The organism is Lentzea xerophila (assembly GCF_051094245.1).
GTDB lineage: Bacteria > Actinomycetota > Actinomycetes > Mycobacteriales > Pseudonocardiaceae > Lentzea > Lentzea xerophila.
The window spans coordinates 4,966,699-4,983,016 of record NZ_CP194934.1 but is presented as its reverse complement, the minus strand read 5'-3'; the positions used below and the strand labels follow the sequence as shown (position 1 = coordinate 4,983,016).

General features: G+C 68.8%; 18 protein-coding genes and 1 riboswitch. Of the genes, 8 read left to right on the top strand and 10 right to left on the bottom strand.

Annotated features, from left to right (window positions below):
* Positions 1-17 precede the first annotated feature (17 nt).
* The gene (locus tag ACRSBM_RS23825; protein ID WP_434446139.1) at positions 18-743 is read right to left on the bottom strand and encodes a PIG-L deacetylase family protein; all 726 of its coding nucleotides are present in this window, start codon (positions 741-743) and stop codon (positions 18-20) included.
* Between the two features lie 35 nt (positions 744-778).
* On the opposite strand from ACRSBM_RS23825, the gene ACRSBM_RS23820 reads away from it, so the two are divergent.
* Positions 779-1,234, top strand: a complete 456-nt coding sequence (locus ACRSBM_RS23820; protein ID WP_434446137.1) for an SLATT domain-containing protein — start codon at positions 779-781, stop codon at positions 1,232-1,234.
* 94 nt (positions 1,235-1,328) lie between these two features.
* Here the strand turns inward: ACRSBM_RS23820 and ACRSBM_RS23815 are convergent, their stop codons facing one another.
* Positions 1,329-2,234, bottom strand: a complete 906-nt coding sequence (locus tag ACRSBM_RS23815) for a hypothetical protein (RefSeq protein ID WP_434446136.1) — start codon at positions 2,232-2,234, stop codon at positions 1,329-1,331.
* 10 nt (positions 2,235-2,244) lie between these two features.
* On the opposite strand from ACRSBM_RS23815, the gene ACRSBM_RS23810 reads away from it, so the two are divergent.
* Positions 2,245-2,472, top strand: coding sequence for a hypothetical protein (locus tag ACRSBM_RS23810; protein WP_434446134.1), 228 nt, complete (start codon positions 2,245-2,247; stop codon positions 2,470-2,472).
* Positions 2,473-2,699: 227 nt separating this feature from the next.
* On the opposite strand, the gene ACRSBM_RS23805 is transcribed toward ACRSBM_RS23810, so the two are convergent.
* A complete protein-coding gene (locus tag ACRSBM_RS23805; protein ID WP_434446132.1) occupies positions 2,700-3,467 on the bottom strand; it encodes an enoyl-CoA hydratase/isomerase family protein in 768 nt (255 codons plus the stop codon).
* A gap of 7 nt (positions 3,468-3,474) precedes the next feature.
* Positions 3,475-4,431, bottom strand: a complete 957-nt coding sequence (locus ACRSBM_RS23800; protein ID WP_434446130.1) for a magnesium transporter CorA family protein — start codon at positions 4,429-4,431, stop codon at positions 3,475-3,477.
* A gap of 69 nt (positions 4,432-4,500) precedes the next feature.
* On the opposite strand from ACRSBM_RS23800, the gene ACRSBM_RS23795 reads away from it, so the two are divergent.
* Positions 4,501-5,826 (top strand): serine/threonine-protein kinase, encoded by a 1,326-nt coding sequence (locus ACRSBM_RS23795; RefSeq protein ID WP_434446129.1) that lies wholly within the window; start codon positions 4,501-4,503, stop codon positions 5,824-5,826.
* On the opposite strand, the gene ACRSBM_RS23790 is transcribed toward ACRSBM_RS23795, so the two are convergent.
* Positions 5,811-6,677, bottom strand: a complete 867-nt coding sequence (locus tag ACRSBM_RS23790) for a hypothetical protein (protein ID WP_434446127.1) — start codon at positions 6,675-6,677, stop codon at positions 5,811-5,813. The genes ACRSBM_RS23795 and ACRSBM_RS23790 overlap by 16 nt on opposite strands.
* Entirely contained in the window at positions 6,670-7,161 is a 492-nt protein-coding gene (locus ACRSBM_RS23785) for an RNA polymerase sigma factor (protein WP_434453197.1), read from the bottom strand. Before ACRSBM_RS23785 ends, ACRSBM_RS23790 begins: the two co-directional genes overlap by 8 nt.
* Before the next feature lie 79 nt (positions 7,162-7,240).
* On the opposite strand from ACRSBM_RS23785, the gene ACRSBM_RS23780 reads away from it, so the two are divergent.
* Together ACRSBM_RS23780 and ACRSBM_RS23775 are read left to right on the top strand one after the other, a co-directional pair.
* Positions 7,241-7,735, top strand: coding sequence for a GNAT family N-acetyltransferase (locus ACRSBM_RS23780; RefSeq protein WP_434446125.1), 495 nt, complete (start codon positions 7,241-7,243; stop codon positions 7,733-7,735).
* A 36-nt stretch (positions 7,736-7,771) separates the two neighbouring features.
* Complete coding sequence (locus tag ACRSBM_RS23775) at positions 7,772-9,064, top strand: YncE family protein (protein WP_434446123.1); 1,293 nt, start codon at positions 7,772-7,774, stop codon at positions 9,062-9,064.
* Positions 9,065-9,209: 145 nt separating this feature from the next.
* On the opposite strand, the gene ACRSBM_RS23770 is transcribed toward ACRSBM_RS23775, so the two are convergent.
* Positions 9,210-9,398, bottom strand: coding sequence for an MbtH family protein (locus ACRSBM_RS23770; RefSeq protein ID WP_434446121.1), 189 nt, complete (start codon positions 9,396-9,398; stop codon positions 9,210-9,212).
* 112 nt (positions 9,399-9,510) lie between these two features.
* Here ACRSBM_RS23770 and idi point away from each other — a divergent pair, with 112 nt between their 5' ends.
* Complete coding sequence (gene idi / locus ACRSBM_RS23765; protein ID WP_434453196.1) at positions 9,511-10,098, top strand: isopentenyl-diphosphate Delta-isomerase; 588 nt, start codon at positions 9,511-9,513, stop codon at positions 10,096-10,098.
* Here the strand turns inward: idi and ACRSBM_RS23760 are convergent.
* The 3 genes from ACRSBM_RS23760 to ACRSBM_RS23750 form a co-directional block, all read right to left on the bottom strand.
* Complete coding sequence (locus ACRSBM_RS23760) at positions 10,084-11,070, bottom strand: ribonucleotide-diphosphate reductase subunit beta (RefSeq protein WP_434453194.1); 987 nt, start codon at positions 11,068-11,070, stop codon at positions 10,084-10,086. The two genes, idi and ACRSBM_RS23760, sit on opposite strands and share 15 nt — an antisense overlap.
* A gap of 53 nt (positions 11,071-11,123) precedes the next feature.
* Complete coding sequence (locus tag ACRSBM_RS23755) at positions 11,124-13,475, bottom strand: ribonucleoside-diphosphate reductase subunit alpha (RefSeq protein WP_434453193.1); 2,352 nt, start codon at positions 13,473-13,475, stop codon at positions 11,124-11,126.
* A 128-nt stretch (positions 13,476-13,603) separates the two neighbouring features.
* Positions 13,604-13,828: riboswitch (cobalamin riboswitch) on the bottom strand.
* A gap of 197 nt (positions 13,829-14,025) precedes the next feature.
* Positions 14,026-14,574, bottom strand: a complete 549-nt coding sequence (locus tag ACRSBM_RS23750; RefSeq protein ID WP_434453190.1) for a LysE/ArgO family amino acid transporter — start codon at positions 14,572-14,574, stop codon at positions 14,026-14,028.
* Positions 14,575-14,673: 99 nt separating this feature from the next.
* Between ACRSBM_RS23750 and ACRSBM_RS23745 the strand changes: the two genes are divergently transcribed.
* Positions 14,674-15,531 carry a LysR family transcriptional regulator ArgP gene (locus ACRSBM_RS23745; RefSeq protein WP_434453188.1) on the top strand — a complete coding sequence of 286 codons (858 nt, stop codon included), beginning with the start codon at positions 14,674-14,676 and terminating at the stop codon, positions 15,529-15,531.
* 28 nt (positions 15,532-15,559) lie between these two features.
* Positions 15,560-16,300: an SDR family NAD(P)-dependent oxidoreductase gene (locus ACRSBM_RS23740; RefSeq protein ID WP_434446119.1), complete on the top strand. Its 741-nt coding sequence runs from the start codon at positions 15,560-15,562 to the stop codon at positions 16,298-16,300.
* The last annotated feature ends 18 nt before the right edge of the window (positions 16,301-16,318 follow it).

Sequence of the window (16,318 nt, the reverse complement as noted above, 5' to 3'; positions counted from 1 at the left end):
CCTGCCACCCTGGGAAGTCACCAGCGTGGCAGGTCCGGTCCGTGGTGCGTGATGCCGGCGAAGAGATCGGTCTCCGGCAGCGGCGCTTCGGTGGTGTCGATGGCGCGGATGTAGGACTCGGTCGCGAACCGCTGCTGCGCCGTCAGCTTGCCGATCAGCGACTGGCTTTCGTAGCAGTGCAACGCCTTGCGCTTCAGGTCGGCGACCGCGGACGTGTCGACCGTCGTCGTGGCGAGGCTGTCGTGGGCCTCGAGGTAGAGCTTGGCCGGAATCCCGGTGTCCTTGACCGCTCGTTGCGCGACCCGGGCGGCGTGCACGTGATCGCGGTGCTGGTGCGGGTTGTGGTGGTCGTGCGTGAGGACCACCTGCGGCCGGTAGTGCTCGATCAGCGCGGCCACCCGGCCCGCCGCCGTCTCCACCGGGATGGAGCAGAACGCGCCAGGCGGGACCTCACCCGTCTCGCCGGAGTCGTGATACCCCAACAGTTCCACGTCTGTGACACCGAGCACGTCGCACGCCGCGGCGAGCTGGGATCTTCTCCTGGCCGCCACCACCTGGGGGTGGTGCTCCAGGTCGCCGGGCCTCGCGCCACCGGGCATGTCCCCGAGCTCGCCACCGGTGCAGGTGACCAGCACGGTCCGCACGCCCTGCCGGGCGTAGAGGGCCAGAACTCCGCCGGTCGACCGCGACTCGTCGTCGGGGTGGGCGTGAACGGCCAGCAAGGTTCTCGGTCCGAACTGCACGCGGGGGAACGTACCTCGAAACTATTGTCTGGCCGGTGACCGACTTGCCGTCCGGCCTGAAGCCGCTGGAACTCGCCAACCACCTTCTTGGACAGATCTCGCGCGGGCACGCGTACGCCCATTCCCGCAAGCACCGATTCCGGTGGAAGTCCGTAGCTGTCCGACTGACCACTTTGGTGCTTTCGGCGGTGTCGACGATCATTCTCGGGCTGCAGAACCTGGATCCGTGGACCGGCACGGCGTTCGCGCTCGTCGCCGTGGTGACGGTGGTGTCCGCTTTGGAGCCGTTCTTCGCCTGGCGGTCGTTGTGGGTGCTGATGGAGGAGGCCAGCTACCGGTTTCACCGGCTGGAGGACGATCTCTCGTACTACCTCGCGTCCACGCCGGCCGACGAGCTGGACGGGGAGCGGATTCGGGAGATGTTCGAGCGGTATCAGGAGATCTGGGACTCGTTGAGTTCGCGGTGGCTGAAGTTCCGGGACAACGGGTAGGCGGCGCGCCTTGGGCCGCGCCCGACACGCGGCATCGCCCTCGCCGCCGGCGGGAGCGGAGGCGGCGAAGGCGACGGCGGGTGAGCGGCGAGCGTCAGGGAGCGCTCGCGACCTTGCCCTTGGCGTCCGGCGCGTTGGGGTCGAACAGGTGGTTGTCCTGCCAGACGGCCCACTTGTAGCCGACACCGTTCTCCGTCACGTACGCCGCGCCCCAGCCGCTGCCGGTGAAGCGGTTGTTGACGGACTTCATGTTGCGGCCGTACTGGTTGCCGTGGCTCGATTCGAGGCCCAGCTGGTAGCCGCCGCCCTCCAGCAGGTTGCCTTCGACGGTCACGTTGTCGATGTCGCCGCCGTAGGTCTGGATGAACAGGGCGCCGGTGTCCTGGCCGGTGGAGCAGTCGATGCGGTTGTTGCGGAAGGTGAGGGTGCGGCCGGCGTTGCGGTCCAGCGGGAAGTCGCGGACGGTGGCGCCGTCGTTGTGCGCGTCGCCGGCGGTGCGCAGGCCACGGACGTAGTTGCCTTCCGCCAGGCCGCTCAGGGAGCTGCCGGTGTTGTAGTAGCAGATGCCGGAGCCCATGCCGGTGATGTAGTTGCGCTGCAGGGTGCCGATGCCCAGGAAGGCGCAGGACTTCGCGACGGTCGACGCGGAGAGCCGGGAGCCGTCGATGTTCGAGTCGCGGATGGTCACCGGCGCGCCGGTGACCTGGCAGGAGTTGCTGCCGCACGGGCCGTTCGTGGTGACCAGTGGTGCGGCCTCGTTGAGCTTGGCGGGGCGGATGCAGGACTTCTCGACGGTGATGTTGCCGGCGAACAGGACCAGGGGCTGTTCGATGCGCTTGCCGGAGATCACGGTGCCCGCGGCGGGGGAGGCGGGGCCCGTGTAGGCGGGCAGGGAGTCGCAGGTGAGGCCGACCGCCGCGAGACCGGTGTTCGCCTGGGTGAGCTGCCAGCCCGGTGCGCCGCCCGGCGCGGGGGTGCCGGGGTTCGCCGGGGGCTTCACGGGGCCGTTGGTGGCGGACTTCGTCGTGCTGGGCGTCGCCGAGCTGCTGGGGGCGGCCGAGGAACTGCTGGTGGTGCTGGTCGAGGTGGCGCTGGTGCTCTCCGCGACGGGTGTCGGCTGGGCCGCCTTCGTCGAGGAGCAGGCGGCCAGCACGATGACACCACCGGTCAGCAGTGCGGCCAATCTCAGTTTCACGGCTGGTTCTACCTCCACGCGCGTTCACGACGGGGGACCGTGAACTCGCTAATTGTGTCGTCGGCCGATGCGCAATGTGTACAAAACTCGTGCGACGGAGTTCGTACGGGGCCGTTGAACGGTCAGCACACTGCACGTGCCGACGGGAGGAGTCAAGCGGAACTCGTTGTGCCGCAACATCATCTTCCGGTCAGGTGGGAATGCTCCGTCCGTGTGAGCAGGCAGATCACGGTTCTATCACCGTGCCATATGATTCTTTGATGTGTGAGATCAGCGACCGTTAAATGTCGCGCGGCCGGGACCGTCCGTGAGGAAGCTGTGCACAGCGCGTGGCAGGTCCTCGGTCTCGAACAACGCCGACGCGATCGTGGTGACGTGAGCGTCGGCCTCCGGGACGCCGCCGTCCTCGAAATGCGCGAGCACCTGTTTGGTCGCGAAATGTGCCTGCGTCGGACCGGTCGCGAGGGTCGCCGCGAACTGTTCGGCGGCGAGCGCGAAGCCCTCGTCCGGGAGCACGCGGTTGACGACGTTCCAGCGCTCCAGGGTCGCGGCGTCGTAGAGGTCGCCGGTCATCACGAGCTCCTTCGCGCGACCCACGCCCGCGCGGGCGGCGAGGCGTTGCGTGCCGCCCATCGTCGGCGTCAGGCCCACCACCTTCTCCACCAGGCCGAACCGGGCGCTCTGCGCCGCGAGGATCAGGTCGCACGCCACCGCCAGCTCGAAAGTCCAGGTCAGGCACAGCGCGTGCGCGGCGAAGACCGTCGGGATCGGCAACGCGGCGACGCGCTGGGGGAGCAACAGCATGCGGTCGAGCAGCTGCTGCGCCTCCTCGCGGTACTCCTGCGCGGCGAACAGCGACACGTCGACCCCGCCCGACACGACCCGGCCGGTGGCGTTGACCAGCAACGCCCGCGCGTCGCCCAGTTCGTCCAGGGCCTCGTGGAACTCGGCGTCGAGGTCGAGGGAGTACAGGTTGAGTGGCGGCGCGTCGATCGTGATGATCGCGAGCTCGGCACGGCGGGTCAGGTGGATCTTCACAGCGGTCTCACAACCAATCGCGGCGCTTGAACATGACGTACAGGAAGTAGGAGAGGCCGAAGATGCCCAGCGTGGCGACCCAGAAGCCCCACCGCTGCTCGAAGCCGGGGTACGGGACGTTCATGCCGTAATAGCCCGAGATCGCCGTCGGCACCGCGATGATCGCGGCCCAGCTGGTGACCTTCTTCATGATCGAGTTCAGCCGGTTGCCCTGCACCGCCACCTCGGCCTCGCGCAGGTTCGTGACCAGCTCGCGCATCGACTCGGTCAGCTCGGCGGTGAACAGCGTGTGGTCCTTGACGTCGAGGTAGTACGGCATCATCACCTCGTCCACGAGCTCGTGCTCGCGGTGCAGCAGCGACCCCAGCACCTCGCGCATCGGCAACGCGACCCGCCGCAGCCCGACCAGCGCGCGCCGCAGCTGCAGCGCCTTACGGCCGACGTGCGGTTTCTCGTCGTAGATCCGGTCTTCCAGGGCCTCGATGTCGTCGTCGAGCTGCTGGGCGGCGGCGTAGTGGCCGTCCACGACGTCGTCGAGCAGGCCGTGCAGCAGGAACCCGATGCCGGACGAGGCGAGCGTCCCGGCCGCGTCCCACCGGCGCTCCACGCCCGCGAGGTCGTAGTCCTCACTCTCGCGCACGGTCACGAGCGCGTTCCGCGCCACGAACACATCGATCTCGCACGTCTTGATCTCGTGCTCCTCGTACCGGACCGCGTAGACGCTGAGGAACAGATGCGTGGGGTAGCGGTCGACCTTCGGGCGCTGGCGCTCGGCGAACGCGTCCTCGATCGCCAGCTCGTGCAGGCCCAGTTCGTCGCGCAGCAGACCTATCTCGTCCTGCGACGGCGCGCAGAGGTCGAACCACACCACCGCGGACTGATCTTGCAGGTGCCGTGCGACGTCGGCGGCCGGGAAGTTCGAGTCGACGAGTTCGCCGTTGCGGTACAAGCGGGTCCGACCCATGGGTGACAACGATACGTAGATCTACTCAGATGTGAGGTTTCGGCCCGAGTTCCCGCTACCCTCGATCCGGTGAAGGTGGACCAACCACAGCGCATTGGCGACTACCTGCTCCTCGGCAGGCTCGGTCGTGGTGCCATGGGAACGGTCTACCTGGGACAAGGCAGCGACGGCCGCCAGGTGGCCGTCAAGGTGGCCAGAGCCGAGCTGGCCGACGACCCGCGCTTCCGCGAGCGGTTCCGCCGCGAGGTGCAGATGGCCCGTGCGGTCGGCAGCGCCGGCACGGCGGCGGTCGTGGACGCCGACACGCGCGCGCCACGCCCGTGGATGGCGACGGAGTACGTACCCGGCCCGACGCTGCAGGAAGCGATCGAACGGCACGGCCCGTTGCCCGAGCACCATCTGAGACGACTCGCCGAAGGTCTCGCCGAGGCGCTCACCGCGATCCACCGGGCGGGCCTGGTCCACCGCGACCTCAAGCCGTCGAACGTGCTCCTCGGCGCCGATGGGCCACGCGTCATCGACTTCGGCATCTCGCGCGCGATGGAGCACACCGCGCTGACCGAGACCGGCATGGTCTTCGGCACGCCGGGGTTCCTGTCGCCCGAGCAGATCACCGGCCAGGACGTCGCGGCTCCGTCGGACGTCTTCGCCCTGGGCGCGGTGCTGGTCTACGCGGCGACGGGCAAGGGCCCGTTCGGCGAGGGCCCGACCGCCACGCTGCTGTACAAGGCCGCGCACGGCGAACCGGACATCGACGGCGTGCCCAAGGCGCTGCGGCCGCTGGTGCAGAAGTGCATGCACCGCGACCCGGCCAAGCGCCCGGAGCCGGCCGAGGTGACGCGCCTGCTCTCGCAGGTCGTCACGCCGAAACCGCCGACCAGCAAGCTCCCCGCCCCGATGACACCCGCCGCGGCGACGTTCTCGACGTCGCGGTTCGTGCCGATGGCGTGGGGCGTGCTGAACGTCGCCGCCGCCCTGCTCGCCGCCGCGATCGCCGACCCGGCCGCGAAGGCCAACGGTGCCACGCAGCTGCTGGCCCTGGCCGCGTTCTGCGTGCTCATCGTGCGCGCGGTGCGGTACTTCAGCGCCGCCGCCCGCCGCAAGGTCGTCATCGAGATCAGCCGTGAGGGCATCGCCACCACGCGCAACGGCAAGTTCCACCAGTACTGGTGGTACGAGCTGGCACGGGTGAGGGTCGTGCCGCACAAGAAACGGCCGTGGGTCGTCGTCTGGCTGAAGGACCCGGCGCCGCGCCGCTTCTTCGGCGCGCACCACGGTGGTGTGCGGGTGTTCCCGGTCGCCCACGAACGGACCAGACGGCGGCGCGAGCGTGACGTCGCCGAGCTGCGCGCCGCCCTCGCCTGGTACCTGCCCCGCTCCTACGACGGCCGCTGATCGGTCCACTCGTAGGCGACGGTGACCGACCTCGGCACCGTGTCCGGGGGCAGCCTGCCGTCCTTGGGGCCGAGTTCCTCCATTCCGGTCACGCGGCCGGTGGCGGGGTCGACGGTGAACCGGACGAGACCGCCGTCGACCGACACCGTCCCGCCGTCCCAGCGGACGCCGGGGGACTCGGCGAGCCTGCGGTACAGCCCGGCCTTCTCCTCGTCGGTCGTGTACGGCGAGAGCAGCGCCGGCGACGCGTCCCGCAGCTTCTGCTTCGGATCCGCGGACAGTGGCAGCGCGAGGCTTTCCTCCGTGCACGGTGTGGCCGCGCAGAACGAGCCCCACAGCGCGGGAACGTTGAGCGGGCCCACCTCGATGTCCGGCGGCGGCTGCACGCCGGAGATCGCCCGGCGCTCGCCGGTGAGCCTGCGGTAGATCACCACCATCTCACCCGGCGCGGTGGGCAGCCACGCGTCGATCTCGAACTCGACCGACGTGACGCCGTAGTCGGAGCTGCCCATCATCTCGCCCGACAGCACCTGCCAGACGCGGTAGGTGATGTGCTGGTACTTCGCGACCGGTTTCTCCCTCGTCTCCAGCAGCGTCGCGGCCTCCGCCAACGACCTGGCGGGCGTCGCCGGCATGGTGGCGGGCGCGTCCCGGCCAGCGGGGCGGAGAGTCGCCACGAGCCCGGTGATCAGCACGACCGCGACGACCGCCGCCGCGATGCCCATCCACCGCCGGGACCGGGGCTCGGGTTCCTCGGCGAACAGCTGCTCGCGCAGCCGGGCCAGCCGCACGTCGTCGGCGGGCCGCACCGGGTAGAGCTCGGCGAGGTCGTCGTCCAGCACGTCACGCATGTTCCACTTCCTTCAGCTTCGCGCGCAGGCGGTGCAGACGGGACCGGGCGGTCGCGGGGTTGAGGTCGAGGGCCTCCGCCGCGTCCTGCACGCTCAGACCGGCCAGCGACACGAGCAGCAGCAGGTCGCGGTCGACGTCGGAGAGCCTGGCCAGCTCACGGGCGATCCGCCGCAGGTGCGCGCGGGAGTCGACGCGGGTGACCACCGTGTGCTCCAGCGACTCGGCGACACCGAGATCGACGCCGTAGCGCTCGGCCGTGCGCAACAGGCGCGTCTCGCGTTTGGCGTGGCCGCGCAACAGGTTCGTCGCGATGCCGTAGAGCCAGCCGACCACGCTGCCCCTCTCCGGGTCGTAGCTCTTCTCGCCGCGCATGGCGGCCAGGAACGTCTCGCTGACGAGGTCGTCGGCCACGTCGACGCCCACCCGGCGCGCCAGATATCGGTGCAGCGGGTGTGCGTGCTCGTCGAACAGCTCCGCGAACATCACGTCCCCAGTTGGCTCCCCACGGCACCGGTGTTGCAGTGACCTGAATCACAGTAGACGGGCTTTCGATGATGGTCGCATGACCAACTGGACCGTGACGGTCGCCGATGCCGCGCGTTCACCGCTCAACCGCGAGTACAACGCGGAGATGATCAGCCGCTACTGGGGGCGGCCCACGAACGACGCCGAGATCGACGCGTACGAACGCGACGAGCAGGACCACGACGTGCCCGTGTTCCTCGTGGTGTCGCGCGACGGCGAGGACGCGGGGTGTCTCGGCCTGCGGTTCCTCGGCGACGGTGTGGGTGAGCTGACCCGGATGTTCGTGCGGGCGCCGTTCCGCGGGCAGGGCGCCGCGTCGGCGTTGCTCGTCGCGATGGAGGCTGAGGCCGTGCGACGCGGCGTCACGGTGCTGCGGCTCGACACGCGCAACGACCTCGTGGAGGCGCGAAGCCTGTACGCCAAGCACGGTTTCGCCGAAATCGACCGCTACAACGACGCCGAGTACGCCGATCACTGGTTTGAGAAGACTCTGAAGAGGCTAACGTCCGCTCCTCCGCTCGCGATGACCTGAGAAGGTCGGGATGACGCGTGCCAGGAGGCATTGAACATGCGGTTGCGTCCACTGGTGACGGCTGCTGCCGTCACCGCGGCACTGGTGGTGAGCCCGGCCTCGGCGGCTCCCGCCGGCCGGGTTCTGGGTTATGTCGCCAACAACGGCGGCGGGGTGTCGGTGATCGACACGGCCACGAACGCGGTGTCCGAGACGATCTCCGACAGCGGCGGCAACTCGCCGTACATGGCAGCGGTCGCGTTCGACGGGACTCGCGGGTACGTGACGAACACCGTGCAGAACACGCTGACCGTCATCGACACACCGACCAACACGGTCGACAGGTCCATTCCCGTCGGGAGCCACCCGGCGGGCGTCGCGGTCGCCCCCGGTGGCGGCTTCGTCTACGTCACCAACTACGCCGACGGCACGGTGTCCGTGGTCGACACGGCCACGCTGACGGTCACCGCGACCATCGCCGTCGGCCCGAACGCGGACGGCGTGGTCGTCACCAGGGACGGCTCGGCCGTCTACGTCACGCACGACACCGCCGGCCCCAGCAAGGTCTCGGTCATCGACACCACGGCCAACGCGGTCGTCGCCACGATCAACGTCGGCAGCACGCCGACCGCGGTCGCGGCGTCCGCGGACGGCACGCGCGTGTACGTGGTCAACAAGGGGTCGGACACCGTCTCCGCCATCGACGTCGCCACGCGCACCGTCGTCGGCACCGCGGCCGTCGGCTTCACGCCGCACGGCATCGCGTTGTCGCCCAACGGATCCCGCGCGTACGTCACGAACAGCGACTTCGACTCGGTGTCCGTCGTCGACCTGACGGCCATGGTGGAACTGCGGAAGATCGCCGTCGGCGACCGCCCGATCGGCGTGGCTCTCACGCCGGACGGTGCGAGCGCCTACGTCACGAACTTCAACAGCGACACGGTGTCGGTCATCGACACGGCGTCGGACACGGTCACCGGCACCATCGCGGTCGGCCAGCGCCCGGTGGGCATCGCGATCAACTTCGTGCCGCCCGCCGCGTCGAACCTCGTGGCCGGGTCCGCCCAGCTGCAGCTGCGGCTGCTCGGCTTCGCGGTCCGCTCGATCGACGCGACGCTGACCGAGAAGCACACCGGTGCGCCGATCGCCGGTCAGACGGTCGTCTTCCGCACGGTGAAGGGCAACCCGCTCTGCACCGCGACGACCGGTTCGTCCGGCAAGGCCACCTGCGACGCGAACGTGTCGTTGCTGGTCGGTCTCTCCACCCTGCTGCAGGGCTACACGGCCTCGTACGCGGGCAACGACGAGCACGGCGGAGCTTCGTCGCACGGATACATCAGCCTGCTCTGACCGGGCCTGTATCGAGGTCCCGTTCGATGAGAGTCGCGCCTGAGGTGGTTTCTGGTGGCGCGGCCCGCATACCGGTTGTATGTGGGCCGCACGGGGCCGCCTCAGGCCCGGCGATCGCGACCATGGACTTCGATACAGGGCCTGGTTACGCGGCGGCCGGCAGGTCGGCCCGGAGCGCCTCGATGAAGTCCATGCAGGACTGATGACAGGCGACTCCGTGGACGACCTGCCAGCCGGCGGGCACCTGCAGCACCGCGGGCCAGATCGAGTACTGGCCCGTCGGGCTGACCAGCACCAGGAACATGGTGTGAGCCTGAGCGAACGGGGAAGTCATGCCCCCAGAGTGACCTGGGACACCTATGGTCCGGCTAGCTCCGCGCTCGAGCTCACCCCGGACGCCCCAGTTCCCGATCTTGGTCCGCGTGTGGTTACGTGGGGGCGTGACTGTGGAACAGGTGGTCCTCCTGGCCGAGGACGGTTCGGCCATCGGCGTCGAGGACAAGGCCGCGGTGCACCACGCGGACACCCCGCTGCACCTCGCGTTTTCCAGCTACGTGTTCGACTCGGCGGGCAACACCGTGCTCACCCGCCGCGCGTTGCACAAGAAGACTTTCCCCGGTCTGTGGACGAACACCTGCTGCGGCCACCCGTTGCCGCAGGAGGACATGGCGCGGGCCGTGCTCCGGCGCCTGCGTGACGAGCTCGGCCTGACGTGTTCCGAGCCCGAGCTGCTGCTCCCGGCCTTCCGCTACCGCGCCGAGATGGACGGTGTCGTCGAGAACGAGATGTGCCCGGTGTTCCGGGTGGTCTGCGACGACGAGCCGGTGCCGAACCCGGAGGAGGTCGACTCCACCGAACGGGTGGCGTGGACCCAGTTCGCCGCCGACGTCCTCGACGGCACGCGTGAGATCTCGCCGTGGTCGAGGCTCCAGGTCGCCGAACTGGTGAAGCTGGGGCCCGATCCGCTGGCGTGGCCGGTCGCGGACCGGGCCGGGCTGCCCCAGGCCGTCAAGCTCGGGTCACCACTCCAGTGAGCCACCGTTCTGGTACTCGATGACGCGGGTCTCGAAGAAGTTCTTCTCCTTCTTGAGATCCATCATCTCCGACATCCACGGGAACGGGTTCTCGGTCGTCGCCCACACCGGTTCCAGGCCGAGCTGAGCGCAGCGGCGGTTCGTGATGAACCGCATGTACTGCTCGCACAGCTCGGCGTTGAGGCCCAGGATCCCGTTCGGCATGGTGTCGCGGCCGTAGGCGATCTCCAGTTCGCAGCCCTCGGCGAGCATGGTCCGCACCTCCTTCTGGAACACGTCGCTCCACAGGTGCGGGTTCTCGATCTTGATCTGGTTGATCGCGTCGATGCCGAAGTTCAGGTGGATCGACTCGTCGCGCAGGATGTACTGGTACTGCTCGGCGACGCCGACCATCTTGTTGCGCCGGCCGAGCGACAGGATCTGCGCGAACCCGGTGTAGAACCACATGCCCTCGAAGACCACGTAGAAGGCGACGAGGTCCTTGAGGAACGCCTGGTCCATCTCGGGCGTGCCGGTCCGGAACTCCGGGTCCTCGAGGTGCTGGGTGAACTGCAGCGCCCACGCGGCCTTGTCCGTGATGGACGGGATCTCCCGGTACATGTTGAACAGCTCGCCGTCGTCGAGGCCGAGTGAGGTGCAGATGTACTGGAACGTGTGGGTGTGCACGGCCTCCTCGAAGGCCTGGCGCAGCAGGTACTGGCGGCACTCGGGGTTGGTCAGGTGCCGGTACACCGCGAGCACGATGTTGTTGGCCACCAACGACTCGCTGGTGGCGAAGAAGCCGAGGTTCCGCTTGATCATGCGGCGTTCGTCGTCGGTCAGCCCGTTCTCGGACTTCCATAGGCCGATGTCGGCCTGCATCGAGACCTCGGTCGGCATCCAGTGGTTGTTGCAGCCCGCCAGGTACTTCTCCCACGCCCAGTGGTACTTGAGCGGCAGCAGCTGGTTGACGTCGGCGCGGCAGTTGATCATCGCCTTGTCGTCGACGCTGACGCGTCCGGCCCCGGCGTCGATGATGTTCTCGGTCACTGGCAGGCCTCGCAGTCCGGGTCGGTGACGGAGCAGCTCGGGTCGGCTGCCACGGGGGAGACGGCGTTGAGCCTGCCGTCGGTGCCGCGCAGCGTGGACTTCTCCACGTGCGTAGCGCTCTGCGTGCGCAGGTAGTACGTGGTCTTCAGCCCGCGCAGCCACGCCAGCTGGTAGAGCTCGTCGAGCTTGCGGCCGCTCGGCTGGGAGAGGTACAGGTTCAGCGACTGCGCCTGGTCGATCCACTTCTGCCGGCGTGAACCGGCCTCGACCAGCCACGAGCTGTCGACCTCGAACGCCGTGGCGTACAACGCCTTCAGGTACGGCGGCACCCGGTCGATCGCGCCGAGGCTGCCGTCGTGCAGCTTGAGATCCGAGATCATCCGCTCGTCCCACAACCCGCGCTGCTTGAGCGCCCGCACCAGGTCGGGGTTGATGACGGTGAAGTCGCCGGACATGTTCGACTTCACGTACAGGTTGCGGTAGAGCGGCTCGATCGACTGGTTGACGCCGGTGATGTTCGCGATGGTCGCGGTCGGTGCGATGGCCATGACGTTCGAGTTCCGCATACCGTGCTTGACCTTCTCGCGGACCTCCTGCCAGTCCATCGTGGACTCGCGGTCGACCTCCAGATCATCCTCGCCGCGGCTGCGGGCCAGGATCTCGATCGAGTCGATCGGCAGGATGCCCCGCGACCACAGCGAACCCTCGAACGACGGGTAGGCGCCGCGTTCCCGTGCCAGCTCGGCACTCGCGGAGATCGCGTAGTAGCTGATCTCCTCCATGCTGCGGTCGGCGAACTCGACGGCCTCCTTACTCGCCATCGGGGTACCGAGCGCGAACAGCGCGTCCTGGAAGCCCATCAGGCCCAGCCCGACCGGCCGGTGCCGCAGGTTCGAGTTCCTGGCCTCCGGGATCGTGTAGTAGTTCACGTCGATCACGTTGTCGAGCATGCGCACCGCCGTGCGCACGGTCTTCTCCAGCCGCGCGTGGTCGATGCCGTTCTCGCTGACGTGCCGCGCTAGGTTGACGCTGCCCAGGTTGCAGACCGCGACTTCGTCCACTGTGGTGTTCAGCGTGATCTCGGTGCACAGGTTCGACGAGTGCACGACACCGCTGTGCTGTTGCGGCGAACGCAGGTTGCACGGGTCCTTGAACGTGATCCACGGGTGGCCGGTCTCGAACAGCATGGTCAGCATGCGCCGCCACAGGTCGACGGCCCGCAGCCGGCGGAAGACCTTGATCTCGCCGTTGTCGGCCATCTCCTCGTAGGCGCGGTACTTCTCGGCGAACCGGCTGCCGAACGCGTCGTGCAGGTCCGGCACCTCGTCGGGCGAGAACAGCGTCCACTGGCCGTTCGCGCGGACCCGGCGCAGGAACTCGTCGGGCACCCAGTTCGCGGTGTTCATGTCGTGGGTGCGGCGGCGTTCGTCGCCGGTGTTCTTGCGCAGGTCGAGGAACTCCTCGACGTCGATGTGCCAGGTCTCCAGGTAGGCGCAGACAGCGCCCTTGCGGCGTCCGCCCTGGTTGACCGCGACCGCGGTATCGTTGGCGACCTTCAGGAACGGCACCACGCCCTGCGACTTGCCGTTGGTGCCCTTGATGTGCGCGCCGATCCCGCGCACCGGCGTCCAGTCGTTGCCGAGACCGCCCGCGAACTTGCTGAGCAGCGCGTTGTTGCTGATGCCGTGGAAGATGCCGGCGAGGTCGTCGTCCACGGTGGTGAGGAAGCAGGACGACAGCTGCGGGCGAGTGGTGCCCGAGTTGAACAGCGTCGGTGTCGAGCACATGAAGTCGAACGACGAGAGCAGCTCGTAGAACTCGATCGCGCGGGCGTCGCGGTCGTCCTCCTCCAGGGCGAGACCCATGGCGACACGCATGAAGAACGCCTGCGGCAGCTCGTAGCGACGGCCGTCGAGGTGCAGGAAGTAGCGGTCGTACAGGATCTGCATGCCCAGGAACTGGAAGTCCAGGTCACGTGAGGCGTCCAGCGCCGCACCGAGCCGGACCAGGTCGAAGTCCGCGAGGCGCGGGTCGAGCTGGCCTGCCTCGATGCCGTGGCGGACGAACGAGGCGAAGTACGACGGGTAGCGCTCGGTCATCTCGGCGTGCGACAGCGGGACTCCGCATGCCTCGGTGCGCAGCTTGTCCAGCAGCAACCGGGCGCTGACGTAGGAGTAGTCCGGGTCCTGCTCGACCATCGTGCGCGCGGCCATGATCGGCGCGAGCGCGAGCTCGGCGCCGGTGATGCCGTCGTAGAGGTTGCGCTTGGTCTCGGCCAGAACCGCCTCGGCCGACGCGTTGGGCAGGTCGGCGCAAGCTTCGTTGACGACCCCGGACAGGCGATCCATGGACGTTGGGCGGTCGGGCACGCTCTCTCCTCCGAGATCTGCCCGAGGAAACGCGTGCGCGCGCCAGCGGTCGACACCACTGGTGCACACAGCCGCCCTCCCTCGGGGCACCGTGTCGTGCGCGCAGGCTTGCGCGCACACCAATGGCAGGTCTTCGGACTCGTGGGCGCCGTGCCGAACCTCCTGGTTCGCGCCTACCGGCCGTCGCTTCCCAGGTCTCGCGACCCAGTGCTTCGTTGACGGCTTTCGTTCCCACTCACCGCTGCGGGGCAGTCCCGGATTCCCACCGGGTTCCCTCTTGCCTCACCGGCCCGGTTGAGTCGGGTCGGTGAACCACTGGCGCGGCAGATACTACATGTGGTGGTGGGGTCTGGATCACCACCCAACATGCGCGTGTCGTGGGTTAGGGTCGAGAACGTGGATGATCTTCGGCCTCGGGTCGTCATCGGTGCTCTGGTCAGCGCGGGCCTCGCTGCGGCGTCCCTTTTCACCGGGACGGCGGCGCCCGTGACGAGCGGTGTCCTGGCCGTCGCGGCGGTGCTGGTGATGATCACCATCCGGCGATCAGGGTCGCCCCGAGGGTGATCATCACGGCGGCGATCAGGCCGTCGAGCACCCGCCACGCGCGGGGCTTCGCGAACAGCGGGCTGAGCAGCCGGGCACCGAACCCGAGCGCGACGAACCACAGCACGCTCGCCGTCACCGCGCCGACGCCGAACAGCCACCGGCCGGCCGCGATCGAGCCGAGCAGCAGCAGCGTGTCGAGGTAGACGTGCGGGTTGAGCCACGTGAGCGCGAGCGCGGTCAGCACGGGCCGGCTGGTGATCTCCGAGCCCGCCTGCAGTGTCGAAGAGGTGAACGCCCGGCGCGCCGCCAGGAACCCGTAGCCCAGCAGGAAAAGCCCGCCCACGACGGCGGCGACGGTGATCGCCTGCGGGAAGGCCCGCACGATCGCCCCGAACCCGGCGACGCCCACCGCGACGAGGATCGCGTCCGAGATGGCGCACACGGCGACGACCTTCGCCACCGCGTGTCGCCGAAGTCCCTGGCGCAGCACGAAAGCGTTCTGCGCGCCGATCGCGACGATCAAAGTCAACATGGTGCCGAAGCCGAGCAGCAGGTCAGTCACGTCGTCAACGGTATTGACCCCCTTTTGATGAGACCAGCTACAGATTCTTACGTACCATTAGCACTCGTGATGGATCTGGATCTGGTGCGGACGTTGCTCGCGGTCGTCGACGCGGGCACGTTCGATGCCGCGGCGACAGTGCTGCACGTCACGCCTTCCGCTGTCTCGCAACGCATCAAGGCCTTGGAGCAACGGACGGGCCGCGTGCTGCTGGTCCGGGCGCGTCCGGTGCGGCTGACGCCGTCGGGAGAGGTGCTCGTCCGCTACGGTCGGCAACTGCTGGCCCTCGACCAGGACCTGGACGCGGCGCTCGGGGAGGACGCGGTGGTGCGGGTGCCGATCGCCGTCAACGCCGACTCGCTCGCCACCTGGTTCCTGCCCGCCCTGCAACGGGTCTCGCTGGAGCTCAAGATCTCGTTCGACCTGCACCGCGAGGACCAGGACCACACGACGGCGTTGCTGCGGCAGGGTCTCGTGATGGCGGCGGTGACGTCCTCGCGCGAACCCGTGGCGGGCTGCTCGGTGCGGCGGCTCGGCGATATCCGTTACGCCGCAATGGCTTCACAGTCCTTCATGGACCGATTCGTGGACGGCCCGCTGAAGTCGTGGCTGCCGGACGCGCCGGTCGTGGTGTTCGACCGCAACGACGACCTGCAGGACCGGTTCGTCCGCACCCTGACCCGCGGTCGCGGTGCCGCGGAACACCGCCACTACGTCCCGTCGTCGGAGGTGTACGTGCGGGCGATCGTCGCGGGCCTCGGCTGGGGAATGGTGCCGCCGCAGCAGGTGCAGGAAGGCCTCGTGGACCTCGCGCCCGGCCGCACCATCTCCGTGCCGCTGTACTGGCAGCAGTGGAAACTCGACTCACCGGCGCTGAACGCGGTGGCGGACGCGGTGGCCGCCGAGGCTGTCGTCGCGCTGCGCTGAGCGCCTCCCCGACAGTAGCCTCGGGGCCATGACCGGCGAACCGATGAACCTCAACGAGAAGACCGCGGTCATCTACGGCGCGGGCACGATCGGCGGCGCCATCGCGGAGGCGTTCGTCGCGGCGGGTGCCGAAGTGCACCTCGCCGCCCGCTCCGAGGCCGCGCTGAAGGTGAAGGCCGAAGCGCTGGGAGCCCGGTACGCGGTGGTCGACGCGCTCGACGAGCAGAGCGTCGAACGGCACGCGGCCACGCTCGACCGCATCGACATCTCGGTCAACGTCATCTCCGACAACGACGTCCAGGGCACGCCGCTGCACGAGATGAGCGTCGACGACTACCTCAGCCCGGTCGTCACGAACGTCCGCTCGAAGTTCCTCACCGCCCGCGCCGCCGCCCGGCACATGATCAGGCAGAAGAGCGGGGTCATCCTCTTCTTCGGCGGCACGGGCGACGGCTCGGTGCACCGCCGCTGGCACCTCGGCGGCCTGGTCACGGCGTTCGACGCGGTCGAGGCGATGCGCCGCCAGCTCGCGGCCGAGCTGGGACCGCACGGCGTCAGGGCGGTGACACTGCAGACCGGTGGCATTCCCGAGTCCATCCCGGAGGAGTTCCGCGACCAGGTCGAACCCGGCATCGTCGGTGACACGCTGCTCGGACGGGCGGCGACGTTGCAGGACGTCGGGCGGGCGGCGGTGTTCGCGGCCTCGGACTGGGGTCGCACGATCACGGGAGCGCAGGTCAACATCACCTGCGGCAGCGTCGTGAGCTGAAGCTGTCGGCAAGCTGGG

Coding starts and splice junctions, on each gene's coding strand:
- ACRSBM_RS23750 (WP_434453190.1), bottom strand. CDS start 14,574: ATGTTGACTTTGATCGTCGCGATCGGCGCGCAGAACGCTTTCGTGCTG.
- ACRSBM_RS23775 (WP_434446123.1), top strand. CDS start 7,772: ATGCGGTTGCGTCCACTGGTGACGGCTGCTGCCGTCACCGCGGCACTG.
- ACRSBM_RS23770 (WP_434446121.1), bottom strand. CDS start 9,398: ATGACTTCCCCGTTCGCTCAGGCTCACACCATGTTCCTGGTGCTGGTC.
- ACRSBM_RS23760 (WP_434453194.1), bottom strand. CDS start 11,070: ATGATCAACTGCCGCGCCGACGTCAACCAGCTGCTGCCGCTCAAGTAC.
- ACRSBM_RS23800 (WP_434446130.1), bottom strand. CDS start 4,431: ATGGGTCGGACCCGCTTGTACCGCAACGGCGAACTCGTCGACTCGAAC.
- ACRSBM_RS23745 (WP_434453188.1), top strand. CDS start 14,674: ATGGATCTGGATCTGGTGCGGACGTTGCTCGCGGTCGTCGACGCGGGC.
- ACRSBM_RS23785 (WP_434453197.1), bottom strand. CDS start 7,161: ATGTTCGCGGAGCTGTTCGACGAGCACGCACACCCGCTGCACCGATAT.
- ACRSBM_RS23780 (WP_434446125.1), top strand. CDS start 7,241: ATGACCAACTGGACCGTGACGGTCGCCGATGCCGCGCGTTCACCGCTC.
- ACRSBM_RS23755 (WP_434453193.1), bottom strand. CDS start 13,475: ATGGATCGCCTGTCCGGGGTCGTCAACGAAGCTTGCGCCGACCTGCCC.
- ACRSBM_RS23790 (WP_434446127.1), bottom strand. CDS start 6,677: ATGCGTGACGTGCTGGACGACGACCTCGCCGAGCTCTACCCGGTGCGG.
- ACRSBM_RS23740 (WP_434446119.1), top strand. CDS start 15,560: ATGACCGGCGAACCGATGAACCTCAACGAGAAGACCGCGGTCATCTAC.